We start from the raw sequence: 17,093 nt of genomic DNA, 5'->3' as shown, positions 1-17,093 counted from the left end.
ACGCACCAGGAGCCTCCATGAAGATCACCCGACTCAAGACCTGGCAGGTGCCGCCGCGCTGGCTGTTCCTCAAGATCGAGACCGACGAGGGCTGCTACGGCTGGGGCGAGCCGGTCATCGAGGGCCGCGCCGCCACCGTGGAGGCCGCCGTCCACGAGCTTGCCGACTACCTGATCGGCCAGGACCCGCACCGCATCGAGCACCTGTGGAACACCCTCTATCGCGCCGGCTTCTACCGCGGCGGCCCGATCCTGATGAGCGCCATCGCCGGCATCGACCAGGCGCTGTGGGACCTCAAGGGGCGCGACCTGGGGGTGCCGGTGCACCAGCTGCTGGGCGGCAGGGTGCGCGACCGCATGCGCATGTACGCCTGGACCGGGGGCGACCGGCCCAGCGACGTGGGCGAAGGCGCCCGCGCGCTGGTCGAGCAGGGCTTCACCGCCTTCAAGATGAACGGCACCCCGGAGCTGCAGATCGTCGACAGCCACCGCAAGGTGGACGAGGCGGTGGCCCGGGTCGCCGAGGCCCGCGACGCCGTGGGGCCGGACGTGGGCATCGGCATCGACTTCCACGGCCGGGTGCACCGCCCCATGGCCAAGGCGCTGCTGCGCGAGCTGGAACCCTTCCACCCGATGTTCGTCGAGGAACCGGTGGCCCCCGAGCATCTGCCCTGCCTCAAACAGATCGCCGGGGGGCTGGGCTACCCGCTGGCCACCGGCGAACGGCTGCACACCCGCTTCGCGTTCCGCGACCTGCTGGCCGACGGCATGATCGACATCGTCCAGCCCGACCTCTCCCACTGCGGCGGCATCAGCGAGGGCATGAAGATCGCCGCCCTGGCCTCGGCCCATGACGTGGCGCTCGCACCGCACTGCCCGCTCGGCCCGCTGACCCTGGCCACCTCGCTGCAGCTGGATGCGGTCTGCCACAACGCCTTCATCCAGGAGCAGAGCATGGGCATCCACTACAACCGCGACAACGACGTGCTGGACTACCTGGTGGACAAGTCGGCGCTGGCTATCGAGGACGGCTTCTGCGCCATCCCCCAGGGGCCGGGGCTGGGCGTGGAGATCGACGAGGCCTTCGTCGAGGAGCGCGCCAAGGTGGGCCACCGCTGGCGCAACCCGGTGTGGACGCATCAGGACGGCTCCATCGCCGAGTGGTGAGGAAACGCTGCCCAAATGGCTGCGCGAGCGAATCGCTGCGTTGCGCGCTGCTCGAAAGCCTCACCTAGTACCGCATAGGCTCCGGTTTCTGCGCTGCGTGCGCCTTGCGCTTCATCTCGCTCGCCTATTTGTATCAGCGCTTCGAAGGAGGAGGACAAGATGGATATCGAATTTCACGACCTCAAGGGCCAGAGCGTCTTCATCACCGGCGGCGGCTCCGGCATCGGCGCGGCCCTGGTGGAGGGCTTCCTGGCCCAGGGGGCGAGGGTGGCCTTCGTCGACCTGGAGCCTGCCGAGGCCTTCTGCGAGGCCATGGCGACGGCCCATGGCAGCCGCCCGCTGGGCATCGCCTGCGACGTGCGCGACGTGACGGCGCTGACCGCCGCCATCGACCGGGCGCGCCAGGCCCATGGGCCCATCGGCGTGCTGGTCAACAACGCCGCCCAGGACACCCGCCACCGCCTGGACGACTGGAGCGTCGAGGAGTGGGACGACAGCCTGGCTACCAACCTGCGCCCCCACTTCTTCACCGCCCAGGCGGTCGCCCCGGACATGCGCGAACTGGGGGGTGGCGCCATCATCAACCTCTCCTCCAACAGCGCCTTGCTGGGCCTCTCCGGCTACCCCACCTACGTGGCCGCCAAGTCGGCCATCCTGGGGCTGACCAGGGCGCTGGCTCGGGAGCTCGGCGGTGACGCCATCCGCGTCAACAGCCTGATCCCCGGCTGGGTGATGACCGAACGCCAGAAGGCGCTGTGGGTCAACGACGCCGACCTCGCCGAGTGCCTGGCCCAGCAGTGCCTCAAGGAGGCGATCCCGGTGGCGGATCTGGTCGGCCCCTGCCTGTTCCTGGCCTCCCGGGCATCGCGGATGATGACGGGCCAGGAGCTGGTGGTCGACGGGGGGCGCGCATGAGCGCCGCCGTCGAGAGCCGGCTGGCCTGGGTCGCGGTGGACTGGGGCTCCAGCAACCTGCGCGCCTGGGCGATGGACGCCCGGGGCGAGGTGCTGGCCCGCGCCGGCTCCGGGCGCGGCATGCTCGCCCTGGCCCCCGACGACTACGAGGCCGAGCTGCTGCGTGTGATCGGCGACTGGCTGCCCGCCACGCGGCGCGTGCCGGTGCGCATCTGCGGCATGGCCGGCGCCCGCCAGGGCTGGCGCGAGGCCGCCTACCTGCCGGTGCCGACCCGCCTGGGGGCTCTCGCCCGGGGCGCGGTGGCGCCGGCGGTGGCCGACCCCAGGCTCGCGGTGGCGCTGCTGCCGGGCCTCTGCCAGACCGCCGACGAGGGCGGGCGCGCCTTCGACGTGATGCGCGGCGAGGAGACCCAGCTGGCTGGGCTGGTGGCCCGCGAACCCGGCGTCGCGGGCCTGGCCTGCCTGCCCGGCACCCACGCCAAGTGGGCAAGGCTCGAGGCCGGCACGGTCACCCGCTTCACCACCTGCCTCACCGGCGAGCTCTTCGCCCTGCTCGCCCGCCAGTCGGTGCTCAAGCACTCCCTGGCGCAGGGCGACGATGACCTCGACGACCCTAGCTGCCGCGACGCCTTCGTGGCGGCGGTGCGCGAGATCCGCTCGGTCCCCGCCGCCTACTCGGCGAAGCTCTTCGGGCTGCGCGCCGCCGACCTCCTCGACCCCGGCCTGCCCCGCGGGCCGGCGCGCGCCAGCCGGCTCGCCGCGCGCCTCTCGGGGCTGACCATCGGGCTGGAGCTCGCCGGCATCCTCGACGCCGAGGACGGCGCCGCGGCCGGCCCGGTCACCCTGATCGGCGGCGCATCGCTCTGTGCACGCTACGCCCTGGCGCTGGACGCCCTGGGCCGCGACAGCCGCTGCCTGGACGGCGAGGCCGCCGTGCTTGCCGGCCTGCGCCTGGCCCACGATGCCCTCGGCCCCGCCGAGGGTGCCTGATTCCCATGCTGGAGACCTTGCCATGACCCTGCCCCTGATCGGCATCCTGCGCGGCGTCACCCCCGAGGAGGCGGTGGCGGTGGGCGAGGCGGTACTCGCCGCCGGCATCACCACCCTGGAGGTGCCGCTCAACTCCCCCGAGCCACTGGAGAGCATCCGCCGCCTGTCCGACGCCCTGGGCGAACACGCCCGGGTCGGCGCCGGCACCGTGCTGACCCCCGACCAGGTGCGCGAGGTCCACGCCGCCGGCGGGCGCCTGGTCGTCTCGCCCAACTGCCGCCCGGCGGTGATCGAGGCGACCAGGCGCCTGGGCATGGAGAGCTGGCCGGGGGTGGTCACCCCCTCCGAGGCCTTCGATGCCCTGGACGCCGGCGCCAGCGGCCTCAAGCTCTTCCCCGCCGTGCAGGTGGGGCTCGCCGGGATGCAGGCGGTGCGCGCCGTGTTGCCGGCGGGCACCCGGCTCTACGCGGTGGGCGGCATCGGCGAGGCGAACTTCGCCGACTGGCGCGCCGCCGGGGTGGATGGCGCGGGCCTCGGTGGCGCCCTCTACCGGCCCGGCCAGACGCCGGCGCAGGTGGCCGAACAGGCCCGGGCACTGGTGGCGGCCTGGCGCGCCGCGGGAGGCGAGGCATGAGCCTGGTAAGCGTCCCGGCCGAACTCGCCGTGGAGAGCCGCTGCACGCTGGGCGAAGGCCCCCAGTGGCACGCCGCCAGCGGGCGCCTCACCTGGTGCGACATCCTCGGCCGCCGGCTGCACTGGCGGGAGGTCGCCTCCGGCGCCACCGGGCACCACGAGCTCGACCGCATGGTCTCCCTGGCCGCTCCCTGCGAGGATGGCGGCCTGCTGCTGGTAGGCGAGGATCGCCTGAGCCGTCTCGATCCGGCGGGCGGGCTCGAGCTCCCCCTCTGCGACTTCGAGGCCGACAACCCGCGCACGCGCGGCAACGACGCCCGGGTCGACCGCCACGGCAGCCTGTGGCTCTCCAGCATGGGCAAGGGCGCCGAGCCCGGCGCCGGCCGCCTCTACCGCCTGCACCGCGGCGAGCTGGTGAGGCTGCGCAGCGGGCTCACCATCCCCAACGCGATCTGCTTCTCGCCGGGAGGCGAGTTCGCCTGGTTCACCGACACCCCGACCGGGGTGGTGATGCGCTGGGCGCTGGACCGCAACGGCTGGCCGGTGGGCGACCCGGTGCCCTGGGCCGACTTCTCGGCCACCCCCGGCAACCCCGACGGCGCCGTGGTGGATGCCGAGGGCCACCTCTGGCTCGCCCTGTGGGGCGCCGGTCGGGTGGTGCGCCTGGACCACGACGGCCGCGTGGTCGCCGAGGTCAGGCTGCCGGTTTCACAGCCCTCCTGCCCCGCCTTCGCCGGGGCCGACCTCGAACGCCTCTATATCACCACCGCCCGGGAGGGGCTCTCCGCCGAGGCGCTGGCCGCCGAGCCCCTGGCCGGCGCGCTGTTCGTCGCCGAGACGGGCGTGACCGGCCTCGCCGAGCCACCGCTGCGGCTGGCATAGGCGTCCGCCGACACGGCCCCAAAAAAAACCCGGCCGCGAGGGCCGGGTGAAAGACGACAGCGACTGGCTGTCGAGAGAGCACACGGGAAACACGACGCTCAGTGGTGGTAGCGCTCGGCCACCTCGCGGGCCAGCTGGCGGATGCCGTTCCAGTCCTCCGCCTCGACCAGCGACGTCGGGGTCAGCCAGGAGCCACCCACGCACATCACGTTCTTGAGCGCCAGGTAGTCCTCGGCGTTGTCCAGGTTGATGCCGCCGGTGGGGCAGAAGCGCGCCTCCGGCAACGGGCCGGCGAACGCCTTGAGCGCCTTGACGCCACCGCTGGCCTCGGCGGGGAAGAACTTGAAGCGGCGATAGCCGTACTGCCAGCCGGTCATCAGCTCGGAGACGGTGGCCACCCCGGGCAGCATGGGCACCGGGCTACCCACGCCGTAGCGGAACAGCGCCTCGGTGGTGCCGGGGGTAACCACGAAGTCGGCGCCGGCCTGCTCGGCCTGGCGGTACTGGGCCGGCGTCAGCACGGTGCCCACCCCGATGCTGGCCTGGGGCAGCGCCTCCTTGATGCGGCGGATCGCCTCCAGGGCGCAGTCGGTGCGCAGGGTCACCTCCAGCACACTGAGGCCACCCTCGACCAGGGCGGTGGCCAGGGGCACCGCGTCCTCGACGCGCTGGATGGCCAGCACCGGGATCACCTCCGCCTTGAGGCAGATGCTGTCCAGCTCGGTGGTGCGGGTCGAGGGCAGCTGCTTGTCGATGCTCATGTCGTCGTCTCCAGGTGTTCAGGGGGCCCAGTAGGTGGCCAGCGGGCAGGCGAGGAAGGCTCGGATCGGCAGCTCGCGGACGTCGTCCCCGGCCAGCGCCCGGGCCAGCACGGCGCGCTTGTCGCCGCCGGTGATGTGAAGGAAGTGCCGCCGCGCCTGGTGCAGGCGCTCGGCGGAAAGGGTGATGCGCGGCTGGGGCTGGCTCGGCGTGCGCACCGCCACCGCCGCGGCCTCGGTGGTCAGCGCCAGGGCGAGCTCGCGGCTGTCGGGGAACAGCGAGGCGGTGTGGCCGTCGCCGCCCATGCCCAGGATCACCGCGCTGGCCGGCCAGGCCAAAGCCGCGAGGCGCTCGGCCACGGCGGCCGCGCCCTGCTCGGGGGTGGGGTCGGCGGTGGTCAGCGGCACGAAGGTGGCGGCGGCGGCAGGGCCCTTGAGCAGGTGCTCGTGCACCAGGCGGGCGTTGCTGTCGGCGGCGTCCTCGGCCACCCAGCGCTCGTCGGCGAGCGTCACCTGGACCCGCGCCCAGGGCAGCTCGCAGGCCGCCAGGGCCGCGAAGAAGGGCACCGGGGTGGAGCCCCCGGAGAGCACCAGCAGGGCTTGGTCGTGACGCGCCAGGTCGGCGCGCAGCGCCTCGGCCACCGCCTCGGCCAGCTGGGCGGCCAGGCGCTTGCGGGAATCGTCGCTCATCTCAGTAGTCCTCGTACCAGCTGCGGCCGTCCTGGGTGATCATGGCGATGGAGGCGACCGGGCCCCAGGAGCCGGCGGGATAGCGGCGAGGCGGCTCGTCGCGATCCTTCCAGGCGGCGATCAGGTTATCGCACCACTGCCAGGCGTGCTCCACCTCGTCGCGGCGCACGAAGAGGTACTGCTGCCCCTTCATCACCTCCAGCAGCAGGCGCTCGTAGGCATCCGGAATTCGCGTCTTGGGGAAGGCGCTGTTGAAGTCCAGGTGCAGCGGGCCACGGCGCAGGCGCATGCCCTTGTCCAGGCCGCTGTCCTTGGTCAGCACCTCCAGGGCGATGCCCTCCTCCGGCTGCAGGCGGATCACCAGCTTGTTGGCGGCCAGGTCGCGCTGGTCCGGGTCGAAGATGTAGTGGGGCTGCTGGCGGAAGTGGATGACGATCTGCGAGAGCTTCTCCGGCATGCGCTTGCCGGTGCGCAGGTAGAAGGGCACCCCGGCCCAGCGCCAGTTGGCCACGCCGGTCTTCATGGCCACGAAGGACTCGGTGTGGCTCTCGGTGTTGGCGCCCTCCTCCTCCAGGTAGCCCGGCACCGACTTGCCGTCGATGGTGCCCGCGGTGTACTGGCCGCGCACCACGTCGCGTCCCAGCATGTCGTCGGTGAAGGGCTTGAGCGCCTTGAGCACCTTGACCTTCTCGTCGCGGATGGCGTCGGCGTCAAGGTTGGCGGGCGGGTCCATGGCGATCAGGCAGACCAGCTGCAGCAGGTGGTTCTGCACCATGTCGCGCAGCTGACCGGCGTCGTCGAAGTAGCCCCAGCGCCCCTCGATGCCAACCTTCTCGGCCACGGTGATCTCCACATGGGAGATGTGGTTCTGGTTCCACTGGGTGCCGAACAGGGGGTTGGCGAAGCGCAGCGCGATCAGGTTCTGCACCGTCTCCTTGCCCAGGTAGTGGTCGATGCGATAGACCCGCGACTCGGGGAAGACGGCGCCGATGGCGTCGTTGATCTCGGCCGAGGACGCCAGGTCGTAACCGATCGGCTTCTCCACCACCACCCGGCTCTCGTCGTCCAGGCAGCCGCCGGCCTCGAGGTGGCGACAGATGTCGCCGTAGATCTTCGCCGCCACCGAGAGGTAGACCACCATGGGGCGGCCGGCGTCCTGGCGCCACTCGCGGATGGCGGCGTAACCCTCGGGCGTCGTGAAGTCGAGGGTCAGGAAGTCGAGGCGGGCGAGGAAGCGCGCCAGCGCCTCGCGCTCGAGCTCCTCGGCCTTGACGTAGGTCTTGAGCGCCTTCTCGATGCGAGCCCGGAAGGCGTCGACGTCAAGCTCCTGGCGCGCCAGGCCGAGCAGGCGGGTCGCGGGGTCGAGGAGCCCCTCGCGCTCCAGGTGGAAGAGCGCCGGGAACAGCTTGCGCTGGGCCAGGTCGCCGAGCGCCCCGAACAGCGCCAGGTCGATCTCGGTGCCGGCGGTCTGGCCGGTGCGGTTGCTTTGGCTCATCTGCGCCCCCATATTGTTAACTTACCAAAAAAATACTGACCTTCGCCTGATATCGCAAGTTATTTGGGTAAACTTACCAAAATAATGGCCCGCGCTCGGCGCCACGCTGGCCTGGCTTCCCCGGCCGGGCTAGGATAGCCGCCACCATGTAGTTAAATCACCACATCCCTCGTCAACGCCCCGGAGATCATCCCCTCATCATGGCCCGTCACGACCTGCTCGACCGCATCCGCCAGCGCCTGAACGACCTCAACCGCTCGGAGCGCAAGGTCGCCGACGTCATCCTGGCCGATCCGGCCGCCGCCACCGGCATGAGCATCGCCACCCTGGCACAGGCCGCCTCGGTGAGCGAGCCCACCGTCAACCGCTTCTGTCGCAGCTTCGAGGCCAAGGGCTACCCCGACTTCAAGATCAAGCTGGCCCAGAGCCTGGCCGGCGGCACCCCCTACGTCAGCCAGGCGGTGGAGCCCGACGACGATGCCGCCGACTATACCCAGAAGATCTTCGGCGCCACCATCGCCGCGCTGGACGAGGCCCGCCGCCAGACCGACCCCAAACGCATCGAGCGGGTGGTGGACTACCTGATCCAGGCCAAGCAGATCCACTTCTTCGGCCTGGGCGCCTCCGGCGCCGTGGCCCAGGATGCCCAGCACAAGTTCTTCCGCTTCAACCTGCCGGTGACCGCCTACGTCGACGTGCTGATGCAGCGCATGGTGGCCTCCACCTGCCGCACCGGCGACGTGGTGGTGATCATCTCGTGGACCGGGCGCACCCGCGAGCTGGTGGACATCGCCCGGCTGGCCCGGGAGAGCGGCGCCGTGGTGCTGGGCATCACCGCCCCGGACTCGCCGCTGGCCCGGGAGTGCAGCGAGACCCTGGAGGTCGCCACCCACGAGGACACCGACCACTTCATGCCGATGACCTCGCGGATGATCCAGCTGGCGCTGATCGACGTGCTGGCCACCGGCGTGACCCTGCGCCGCGGCGAGGACTTCCTCGACCACCTCAAGAAGATCAAGGACAGCCTCAAGGAGACGCGCTACCCCAGCGGCTCACGTTAGTCATGTCGCGATAGCGAAAGGCGCCGGGAAAGCCTTGAGCGATGCTTCCTGCGACAGCCTTTATGCCACCGCCCCGCCGGGCACCCGGCGGGGCGGTGTCGTGTCGGGGCGGTGGCCGGCCTCAGACGCCGGCAAAGGCGGCGTAGATGATCACCACCAGCAGCACCAGCACGATACCCACCGGCACGGCGCCCTTCCAGGGGGTGAGGTCCACCGCCTGGACGTCCTCGTGGACCCAGGGGGTCTCGCGCGGGCGCAGCCTGCCGATCAGCAGCATCATCGCCACCAGCAGCACGAACACCAGCGCCACGAAGTGGAACTCGTGCATGATCACCGGCAGCTTGTTGAAGGGCGGCACGAAGTAGCCGGCGGCGATCAGCAGACAGCCACCCACCAGGGCGATCTTGGCCGCCATGGGCGGCACCCGCCGGCTCAGCAGGCCCACCACCACCACCGCCAGGATCGGAATGAAGTAGATGGCGTTCATCTTCTGCAGGTAGCCGAACAGGCTCTCCTGGCCGGCCAGCAGCGGCGCGATGACCATGGTGACGGCGGCCATGATCCAGCCGAACACCTTGCCCGACCTCACCACCTGCGCCTCGCTGGCGTTCTTGTTGAGCACACCCTTGTAGATGCCGAGGCTGAAGATGGTGGTGGTGCTGTTGAGTGCCGAGTTGAACGACGACAGGATGGCGCCCACCATCACCGCGGCGAAGAAGCCGGTGAGGTAGGGCGGCAGCACGTTGAACACCAGCTGGCCGTAGGCCTCGTCGGCGCGCACGCCCTGGTCGGCATAGAGGTGGTAGGCGATGATCCCCGGCAGCACCAGATAGAGCGGCCCGAGCAGCTTGAAGAAGCCGGTAAGCAGCACCCCCTTCTGCCCTTCCGCCAGGTTCTTGGCGGCGAAGGTACGCTGGATAATCTGCTGGTTGGTGGTCCAGTAGAAGACGTTGATCAGGAAGACCCCGGTGAACAGGGTGAAGAAGGGCACCTGCTGCTCGGCGCCACCGATGGAGTTGAGCTTCTCCGGGTGGCTCTCCTTGAGGAGGCTCCAGCCCTCCAGCACCCCGCCGCCGTCGCTGACCGCCTGCAGGCCGAAGTAAACGATGAGGAAGCCGCCCACCAGCAACCCCACGCCGTTCAGGGTGTCGGAGACGGCGACGGTACGCAGGCCGCCGAACAGCGCATAGATGGCGCCGATGATGCCCACCACCCAGACCGTGAGCCACAGCAGCACGGTGGGCGACTGGATGCCGGTCAGCCCCTGCAGGTCGAGCATCCCCTGCAGCCCCATGGCGCCGGAGTAGAGGATGATCGGCAGCAGGATCACCGCGTAGGCGATCAGGAAGATCACGTTGGTGATCAGCTGGGTGCCGCGGTCGAAGCGGATCTCCAGCAGCTGCGGCAGGGTGGCGATGCCGCTTCTCAGGAAGCGTGGCAGGAAGAACAGCGCCAGCGCCACCAGGGCGATCACCGCCACCACCTCCCAGGCCATCACCGAGAGGCCATCGGCGAAGGCGGCGCCGTTGAGGCCCACCATCTGCTCGGTGGAGAGGTTGGTCATCAGCAGCGACCCGGCGATCAGCGGGAAGGTCAGGGTGCGCCCGGCCAGGAAGTAGCCGCTGGTGCTCGAGTGATCGTCGCGGCGCGTGATGCGCCAGGTGATGAAGGCGACCAGTCCCGTGAAGAACAGGAAGGACGCCAGGGTGAGGGCATGCATGGGAGACTCCTTCGAGTCGGTTTGGGCGGGCCGGCCGGGCGGCGCACGACCGGCCATGTCTGACATTGAAATGATAACGACATTCTAGCCGCCTGAATCGCGTGCAATACCCGACCTTGGTCGAATTTTCGCCGTTACTTTTGATAAGTTTACGAACCAACACCCGCCGCTCTGCCGTCGGCCGGGCCTGCCCTTGCCAGGCCCGGCCCAGAGGGGAACAATAGCCACCTCACTTCTTCCAGGAGCCACACCATGCGCCGGATCGCCCTCCTCGCCGCCCTCGCCCTGCCGCTGCTCGCCGCCCAGGGTGCGGCGGCCGAGACCTTCCGCTTCACCGCCATTCCCGACGAGGACCAGGCGCGCCTGGTGGAGCGCTTCGCCAAGGTGGCCGACTACCTGGAGGAGCGCCTGGGCGTCGAGGTGGAGTACGTGCCGGTGAAGTCCTACGGCGCCGCCGTGACCGCCTTCCGCAACGACCAGGTGCAGCTGGCCTGGTTCGGTGGCCTCTCCGGCGTCCAGGCCCGGCGCCTGGTGCCGGGCTCGCGGGCCATCGCCCAGGGCAGCGAGGACGCCCGCTTCCAGAGCTACTTCATCGCCCACGAGTCCACCGGGCTCGAGCGGACCGATGCGTTGCCCGAGGCGATCGAGGGCATGAGCCTCACCTTCGGTGCCCGCACCTCCACCTCCGGGCGGCTGATGCCGGAGCACTTCCTGCGCCAGCGCTTCGACGACGCCGACCCCGAGGCGCTGTTCTCCCGGGTCGGCTACTCCGGCGACCACTCGCGCACCATCGCCCTGGTGGAGGCCGGCACCTGGGACCTGGGGGCAGTGAACTACACCGTGTGGGACGCCGCGGTGGCCGACGACCGCGTGGATACCGACAAGGTCTCGGTGATCTGGGCCACCCCCGAGTATCCCGACTACAACTGGACCATCCGCGGCGACGCCGATGAGCGCTTCGGCGAGGGCTTCGGCGACGAGGTCCAGGCCGCCTTCCTAGAGATGGAGGACCCCGAGCTGCTGGGCGCCTTCCCCCGCGAGGGCTTCATCCCCGCCGACAACGCCCTCTACGCGCCCATCGAGGAGGTCGCGGAAGCCCTCGGGCTGCTGCGCTGACCCCCGCCATGGAGAGCGAGCAACGCCGGGCCGCATCCCGCCGGCCGCTTCTGTGCCTGGCGGGGGAGGACCTCGGCCACGCCGACCACGTGGTGCTGCCAGGGCTCTCCCTCAGCCTCTACCCGGGGGAGCGGGTGGCGCTGCTCGGCCAGAGCGGCGCCGGCAAGTCGACCCTGCTCGCCGCCCTGCGTGCCCGCCTGGGGCGCGAGGCCGCCTGGTGCCCCCAGCACCACGGCCTGGTGCCCCAACTCGCCGTCTACCACAACATCTTCATGGGGCGGCTGCCCGAGCGCCCGGCGCTGGCCAACCTCTGGAACCTGGTGCGCCCGCTGCGCGGCCCCTGGCAGGAGGTGGGCGAGCTGTGTGCCCTGCTCGGCCTGGCAGGACTGGAACGCCGCCCGGTGGCGCAACTCTCCGGCGGCCAGCGCCAGCGGGTGGCCATCGGCCGCGCCCTCTACCAGGGGCGGCCAATCTTCTTGGGTGACGAGCCGGTGGCCAGCGTCGACCCCCACCAGGCGTGGCGGCTGCTCGACCTGATCGACGCCCGCCACGCCACCGCCGTGGTGGCGCTGCACCAGCGCGAGCTGGCGCTGTCGCGCTTCGACCGCGTCTGGGGGCTGCGCGACGGGCGCCTGGTGCTGGACGCCCCGGCGGCCGACCTGAGCCTGGCGGACCTCGACGCCCTCTACCCCGACGCCGCGCCCGACACGGCCCACGCCGAGCCCGCTCCCTCCCCCGCGCCTGGCCCGGAGGCACTACCCTGCTCGCGGGCCCGCCCATGAGCCACTCCCTTGCCGAACGCCAGGGGCACGGCCGCCACTGGTGGCGCGGCGCCACCCCCGGGCTGCGCCTCGCCCGCCACACCCTGGGGCTGGTGGCCCTGGCGGTGCTGCTGGCGCCCTTCGCCGACCTGGCAATCCACACCCGCGATCCCTGGGCGGAACTGGGCCGCATGGCGCTGGGCCTGGCCTGGCCCGCCTGGGGCTCGCTGGAGTCGCCGCTCACCGCCATCGGCCTCACCGTGGCGGTGGCGCTGTGGGGCACCCTGGCCGGGGTGGTGCTGGGCATACCGCTGGCGCTGCTGTTCGCCCGCTCGCGCCTGGTGCGCGCCGGTTGCGCCTTCGTGCGCGCCATCCACGAGCTGTTCTGGGCGCTGCTCTTCCTGCAGGTGTTCGGGCTCTCGGCGCTCACCGCCCTGGCGGCGCTGGCGATCCCCTATGCGGGCATCTTCGCCAAGGTCTACGCCGAGATCCTCGAGCAGGTGCCGCGCGCCCCGGGCGACGCCCTGCCGCCGGGCAGCGGGCGGCTGTCGCGCTTCTTCTACGTGGAACTGCCGCTGGCCTGGACCCAGCTGGTCGCCTACGCCCGCTACCGCTTCGAGTGCGGGCTGCGCGCCAGCGTGCTGCTCGGCTTCGTGGGGCTGCCGACCCTGGGCTTCCACCTCGAGACCGCCTTCCGCGAGGGGCGCTACCATGAGGCCGGCGCCCTGCTGTGGCTCTTCTACCTGCTGATCGCCGCCCTGCCTTGGTGGAGCCACAAGCGGCTGATCCCGCTGCTGCTGCTGGGCGGCGCCTGGCTGCTGGGCCCCTGGCCCGAGGTGGACGGCGGCCTGCTGTGGCGCTTCGTCTCCCAGGACATCTGGCCGGCGGCGCTGCTCGCCGGCGATGGGGCGGGCCTGGCCGCATGGTTCGCCGACATCCCGGAGCTGGCCCCGGCCATCGGCAACACCCTGCTGCTGGGGCTGCTGGGCACCGTGGGGGCGCTGGCGGTGGCCCTGGCGCTATGGCCGCTGGCCTGCCGCCACTTCGGCAATCCCGTGACACGCCTCGCCGGCAGGGGCCTCTTGATCGTGCTGCGCTCGACCCCGGAGCTGATGCTGGCCTTCCTCTTCCTGCTGCTGCTGGGCCCCTCGCTGCTGCCCGCTTGGCTCGCCCTGGCGCTGCACAACGGCGCGCTGATCGCCTTCCTGGTGGCGCGCCACGCCGACGGCCTCTCCCCCGGCATGCCGGGGCTGCCGGCCTCGGGCCGCTACGCCTACGAACTGCTGCCGCGGCTCTACCCGGGGCTGCTGGCACTGCTCTACTACCGCGCCGAGGTGATCCTGCGCGAGACGGCGATCCTGGGGATGCTGGGGGTGGCGACGCTGGGGTTCTATATCGAGGGGAGCTTCGAGTACCTGATGTTCGACGTCGCCTTCTTCCTGCTGCTGGTCACCGCCGGGCTCAATATCGTGGTCGACGCCCTCTCGCGGCGGCTTAGGCCGCGCGAGGGCGCCCTGCTGGACGACCCCTGCGCCCGCTGAGGGCACAGGAGCGGCGATGCACCGGGGCTCAGTCGCCCTTCACGGCGGCGGTGACGGTGACCTCCACCCTGAGCTCGTCGGCGGGCATGGGGGCGCAGACGCAGGTGCGCGCCGGGGCATGGCCGCTGGGTACCCAGGCGTCCCACACCGCGTTCATGGCGGCGAAGTCGTGGCCGTCCTTCAGGTAGAGGGTCGCGGTGAGCAGGTGCTCGCGGTCGCTGCCGACCTCCTCGAGCAGGGCGTCGACGCGGGCGAGCATGCTCTCGGTCTGGGCGGTGATGTCGCCGTGGCGCGCCTCGGGGCCGGCCACCTGGCCGCACAGGTAGGCGATGCCGTTGTGGATCACGGCGCGGCTCATGCGCGCCTTGGTGTCGTGACGGATGATGGTCATGGGACTTCATGCTCCTGGTGGGAGGAATTCTCTCGCTGCCATGGTCCGGCAGCAGGGTGAGTATCCCGGAAGGCATGGCCGGCGTCGATGCCGTGCCGCACGCTATGCGGCGGGCCATGTCGCTGATCCACCAGCCGTGCACCACCGCCCTAGTGGCTGACGCCGGGGATCTCCACCTGGCGCGGACAGGCCGCGCCGTCCGGGCCGAACAGGTGGCAGCGCTCTCCGACAAGCCCCAGGGGCACCGCCTGGCCATCCTCTAGGGCGGTCAGGCCATCCAGCCGCCGGGTCAGGGTTCCCTCGACGCCCGCCACCCTCAGGTGGGCCAGGGTCTCGTAGCCCAGCTTCTCGGCCACCGTCAGCCGGGCCGACAGGGTCGCCTCGGCCTGCTCGGGGGCCACGAAGTCCTCGGCACGCACCCCCAGGGTCGCCCGCCCGCCGGGCTCGAGCCCCCGGCCATCCACCGCCACCCGCAGCGGCTCGCCGCCGGGCAGGCGCACGGTCGTGTGCTGCCGGCCCGGCTCGACCACCTCCACCTCCAGGGTATTGATGCGCGGCGAGCCGATGAACTCGGCCACCTCCCGGGTCCGGGGGAAGTGGTAGAGCGACAGCGGCGGACCGACCTGGGCGATGCGCCCCCGGGAGAGCAGCACGATGCGGTCGGCCAGGGTCATCGCCTCCACCTGGTCGTGGGTGACGTAGATCATGGTGGCCTCGAGCCGCTTGTGCAGCTCGGCGATCTGCACCCGCATGTCCACCCGCAGGGCCGCATCCAGGTTGGAGAGCGGCTCGTCGAACAGGAACACCGCCGGCTCCTTGACCAGGGTCCGGCCGATGGCCACCCGCTGGCGCTGGCCCCCGGAGAGGTCCTTGGGCTTGCGCTCCAGCAGCGTGGAGAGGTGCAGCATCTCGGCGGCGTGTTCCACCCGGCGGCGGATCTCCGCCTTGTCGGTGCGCGCCAGCTTGAGGCCGAAGGCCATGTTCTCGGCCACCGTCATATGCGGGTAGAGGGCATAGGACTGGAAGACCATGCCGATGTCCCGCTCCTGGGGCGGCACCTCGTTGATGCGTTCCCCGTCCAGGCACATCTCCCCCCGGGTGATCTCCTCGAGCCCGGCGATCATGCGCAGCAGGGTCGACTTGCCGCAGCCGGAGGGGCCGACGAAGACCACGAACTCGCCATCCTCGATGGTCAGGTCGATGTCCCGGGAGATCTCGACCCCGTCGTAGGATTTGCCGATACCGCTGAGCGTCAAACGTCCCATGCCTGATCCTCCTCTGTCGAACAACTGGCGATGGCGATGCCGTAGGGGGGCAGGCGCAGCCGCCCGTTGGTCCAGGTGCCGTTGACCAGCTCGGGGGCGGCGTCCAGCGCCTGGGCCGCCCGGGGCGCCGGCAGCTCGCGGGCCTGGTCACTGAAGTTCAGGGCCACCAGCAGGCGCTGGCCCTGGTAGTGGCGTTCCAGGCAGAGCACCTCGTCACGAATCGGGTGATAGTGCACCTCACCCTTGACCAGCGCCGGCTGGCCGCGACGGAAGGCCAGCAAGGCGCGGGTGGCGTGGAGCAGGGCCTCGGGGTCCGCCTCCTGGCGATCCACCGCCAGGGCCCGGTGGGCCTCGGGAATCGGCAGCCAGGGCGCGCCGCCAGAGAAGCCGGCCTGCTCGGCCCGGGACGCCCAGGGCAGGGGCGTGCGGCAACCGTCGCGGCCCTTGTAGGCCGGCCAGAAGGTGATGCCGGCGGGGTCGACGAGCTGCTCGAAGGTCAGGGACGCCTCCGGCAGGCCCAGCTCCTCGCCCTGGTAGAGGCAGACGCTGCCGCGCTGGGTGAGCAGGAAGGCCAGGTAGAGGCGCAGCTTCGCCGCATCCCCTTCGGCGTTCCAGCGGCTCGCCAAGCGGGTCACGTCGTGGTTGCCCAGCGCCCAGCAGGGCCAGCCGTCGCCGATGCGCGCCTCCATCTCGGTGAGGGTATCACGCAGGAAGGCCGGGTCATGGCGCTCCCCCAGCAGGTCGAAGGAGTAGGCCATGTGCAGGCGCTTGCCGCCCTGGGTGTACGCCGCCATCACGCCGAGGGAGTCGTCGTCGCCCACCTCACCGACGCTGGTGGTGCCCGGGTACTCGTCGAGCAGGGCGCGCAGCTTCTCCAGGAAGGCCAGGTTCTCCGGCTGGGTCTTGTCGTGGTGGTGGAGCTGGAAGCCGTAGGGGTTGTCCGGCCGTACCCCGATAAAGCCCTCGACGATCTCCTTCCGGGGCGGGTTGTCTTTCAACTCGCCATGGGTGCAGAAGTTGACGGCATCGAGGCGGAAACCGTCCACGCCGCGCTCCAGCCAGAAGCGCACCTCGCCGAGGATCGCCTCCACCACCGCCGGGTTGCGGAAGTTGAGGTCCGGCTGCTCGACCAGGAAGTTGTGCAGGTAGTACTGGCAGCGGCGGGTGTCCCACTGCCAGGCGCTGCCGCCGAATACCGACTGCCAGTTGGTGGGCGGCGCGCCGTCGGGACGGGCATCGGCCCAGACGTACCAGTCGGCCTTGGGATTGTCGCGGCTGGCGCGGCTCTCGGCGAACCAGGGGTGCTGGTCCGAGGTGTGGGAGAGCACCTGGTCGATGGTCACGCGTAGGCCCCGGGCATGGGCCGCCTCCACCAGGCGGTCGAAGTCCTCGAGGCTGCCGAACATGGGGTCGACGCCGCGGTAGTCGCTGATGTCGTAGCCGAAGTCCTTCATCGGCGAGGTGAAGAAGGGCGACAGCCAGATGGCGTCGACATTCAGGGAGGCGATATAGTCGAGGCGCTCGATGACGCCCTTGAGGTCGCCGATGCCGTCGCCGTTGGTGTCCTGGAAACTGCGCGGGTAGATCTGGTAGATCACCGCGCCGCGCCACCAGTCGGCGCCCTGCCGACCCATAATCCGTGTCATGCGTCCTGTCCTCCATCATGCGTGGGCCACGCGCCGGAACCCGGCCATGGCAAGGGTCAGGCTC

General features: G+C 70.9%; 16 protein-coding genes. 9 read left to right on the top strand and 7 right to left on the bottom strand.

The window, feature by feature from the left end:
• The first annotated feature begins 17 nt into the window (after nucleotides 1-17).
• The 5 genes from dgoD to Q673_RS28990 all read left to right on the top strand — a co-directional run bounded on the left by dgoD (nucleotide 18) and on the right by Q673_RS28990 (nucleotide 4,585).
• Nucleotides 18-1,166, top strand: a complete 1,149-nt coding sequence (gene dgoD, locus Q673_RS29010) for a galactonate dehydratase (protein WP_023006235.1) — start codon at nucleotides 18-20, stop codon at nucleotides 1,164-1,166.
• A gap of 159 nt (nucleotides 1,167-1,325) precedes the next feature.
• On the top strand, nucleotides 1,326-2,081 hold the full coding sequence (locus Q673_RS29005) for an SDR family NAD(P)-dependent oxidoreductase (RefSeq protein WP_023006234.1): 756 nt from the start codon (nucleotides 1,326-1,328) through the stop codon (nucleotides 2,079-2,081).
• Nucleotides 2,078-3,070, top strand: coding sequence for a 2-dehydro-3-deoxygalactonokinase (locus Q673_RS29000; RefSeq protein WP_023006233.1), 993 nt, complete (start codon nucleotides 2,078-2,080; stop codon nucleotides 3,068-3,070). The genes Q673_RS29005 and Q673_RS29000 overlap by 4 nt, the downstream gene beginning before the upstream one ends.
• A 22-nt stretch (nucleotides 3,071-3,092) precedes the next feature.
• Nucleotides 3,093-3,704 (top strand): 2-dehydro-3-deoxy-6-phosphogalactonate aldolase, encoded by a 612-nt coding sequence (locus Q673_RS28995; protein ID WP_023006232.1) that lies wholly within the window; start codon nucleotides 3,093-3,095, stop codon nucleotides 3,702-3,704.
• A complete protein-coding gene (locus Q673_RS28990) occupies nucleotides 3,701-4,585 on the top strand; it encodes an SMP-30/gluconolactonase/LRE family protein (RefSeq protein ID WP_023006231.1) in 885 nt (294 codons plus the stop codon). Before Q673_RS28995 ends, Q673_RS28990 begins: the two co-directional genes overlap by 4 nt.
• A 98-nt stretch (nucleotides 4,586-4,683) precedes the next feature.
• Here the strand turns inward: Q673_RS28990 and Q673_RS28985 are convergent, their stop codons facing one another.
• Genes Q673_RS28985 through zwf form a run of 3 tightly spaced genes read right to left on the bottom strand, consistent with a single transcriptional unit; the run spans nucleotide 4,684 to nucleotide 7,528 of the window.
• Nucleotides 4,684-5,346: a bifunctional 4-hydroxy-2-oxoglutarate aldolase/2-dehydro-3-deoxy-phosphogluconate aldolase gene (locus tag Q673_RS28985; protein WP_023006230.1), complete on the bottom strand. Its 663-nt coding sequence runs from the start codon at nucleotides 5,344-5,346 to the stop codon at nucleotides 4,684-4,686.
• An 18-nt stretch (nucleotides 5,347-5,364) separates the two neighbouring features.
• Nucleotides 5,365-6,033: a 6-phosphogluconolactonase gene (pgl, locus tag Q673_RS28980; RefSeq protein WP_023006229.1), complete on the bottom strand. Its 669-nt coding sequence runs from the start codon at nucleotides 6,031-6,033 to the stop codon at nucleotides 5,365-5,367.
• A gap of 1 nt (nucleotide 6,034) precedes the next feature.
• Nucleotides 6,035-7,528 (bottom strand): glucose-6-phosphate dehydrogenase, encoded by a 1,494-nt coding sequence (gene zwf, locus Q673_RS28975; protein WP_023006228.1) that lies wholly within the window; start codon nucleotides 7,526-7,528, stop codon nucleotides 6,035-6,037.
• Between the two features lie 200 nt (nucleotides 7,529-7,728).
• Here zwf and Q673_RS28970 point away from each other — a divergent pair, with 200 nt between their 5' ends.
• Entirely contained in the window at nucleotides 7,729-8,589 is an 861-nt protein-coding gene (locus tag Q673_RS28970) for a MurR/RpiR family transcriptional regulator (RefSeq protein WP_023006227.1), read from the top strand.
• Nucleotides 8,590-8,710: 121 nt separating this feature from the next.
• Here the strand turns inward: Q673_RS28970 and Q673_RS28965 are convergent, their stop codons facing one another.
• On the bottom strand, nucleotides 8,711-10,309 hold the full coding sequence (locus tag Q673_RS28965) for a solute:sodium symporter family transporter (RefSeq protein WP_023006226.1): 1,599 nt from the start codon (nucleotides 10,307-10,309) through the stop codon (nucleotides 8,711-8,713).
• 252 nt (nucleotides 10,310-10,561) lie between these two features.
• Between Q673_RS28965 and Q673_RS28960 the strand changes: the two genes are divergently transcribed.
• The 3 genes from Q673_RS28960 to Q673_RS36740 are packed head-to-tail and all read left to right on the top strand — an operon-like array spanning nucleotide 10,562 to nucleotide 13,727.
• Nucleotides 10,562-11,425 carry a putative selenate ABC transporter substrate-binding protein gene (locus Q673_RS28960; protein WP_023006225.1) on the top strand — a complete coding sequence of 288 codons (864 nt, stop codon included), beginning with the start codon at nucleotides 10,562-10,564 and terminating at the stop codon, nucleotides 11,423-11,425.
• 8 nt (nucleotides 11,426-11,433) lie between these two features.
• Nucleotides 11,434-12,207 carry an ATP-binding cassette domain-containing protein gene (locus tag Q673_RS28955; RefSeq protein ID WP_023006224.1) on the top strand — a complete coding sequence of 258 codons (774 nt, stop codon included), beginning with the start codon at nucleotides 11,434-11,436 and terminating at the stop codon, nucleotides 12,205-12,207.
• Nucleotides 12,204-13,727 (top strand): ABC transporter permease subunit, encoded by a 1,524-nt coding sequence (locus Q673_RS36740; RefSeq protein ID WP_023006223.1) that lies wholly within the window; start codon nucleotides 12,204-12,206, stop codon nucleotides 13,725-13,727. The genes Q673_RS28955 and Q673_RS36740 overlap by 4 nt, the downstream gene beginning before the upstream one ends.
• A gap of 28 nt (nucleotides 13,728-13,755) precedes the next feature.
• Here Q673_RS36740 and Q673_RS28945 read toward each other — a convergent pair whose 3' ends face one another.
• The 3 genes from Q673_RS28945 to Q673_RS28935 all read right to left on the bottom strand — a co-directional run bounded on the left by Q673_RS28945 (nucleotide 13,756) and on the right by Q673_RS28935 (nucleotide 17,029).
• On the bottom strand, nucleotides 13,756-14,118 hold the full coding sequence (locus Q673_RS28945; protein ID WP_023006222.1) for a RidA family protein: 363 nt from the start codon (nucleotides 14,116-14,118) through the stop codon (nucleotides 13,756-13,758).
• A 149-nt stretch (nucleotides 14,119-14,267) separates the two neighbouring features.
• Nucleotides 14,268-15,383 (bottom strand): sn-glycerol-3-phosphate ABC transporter ATP-binding protein UgpC, encoded by a 1,116-nt coding sequence (gene ugpC / locus Q673_RS28940; RefSeq protein ID WP_023006221.1) that lies wholly within the window; start codon nucleotides 15,381-15,383, stop codon nucleotides 14,268-14,270.
• Nucleotides 15,371-17,029 (bottom strand): alpha-amylase family glycosyl hydrolase, encoded by a 1,659-nt coding sequence (locus tag Q673_RS28935; RefSeq protein ID WP_152527111.1) that lies wholly within the window; start codon nucleotides 17,027-17,029, stop codon nucleotides 15,371-15,373. The genes ugpC and Q673_RS28935 overlap by 13 nt, the downstream gene beginning before the upstream one ends.
• Between the last annotated feature and the right edge of the window lie 64 nt (nucleotides 17,030-17,093).

This window comes from Halomonas sp. PBN3, from assembly GCF_000475415.1.
Classification (GTDB): domain Bacteria; phylum Pseudomonadota; class Gammaproteobacteria; order Pseudomonadales; family Halomonadaceae; genus Halomonas; species Halomonas shengliensis.
The sequence above is the reverse complement of the archived record's forward strand: the minus strand, read 5'-3'. Positions and strand labels throughout refer to the sequence as shown.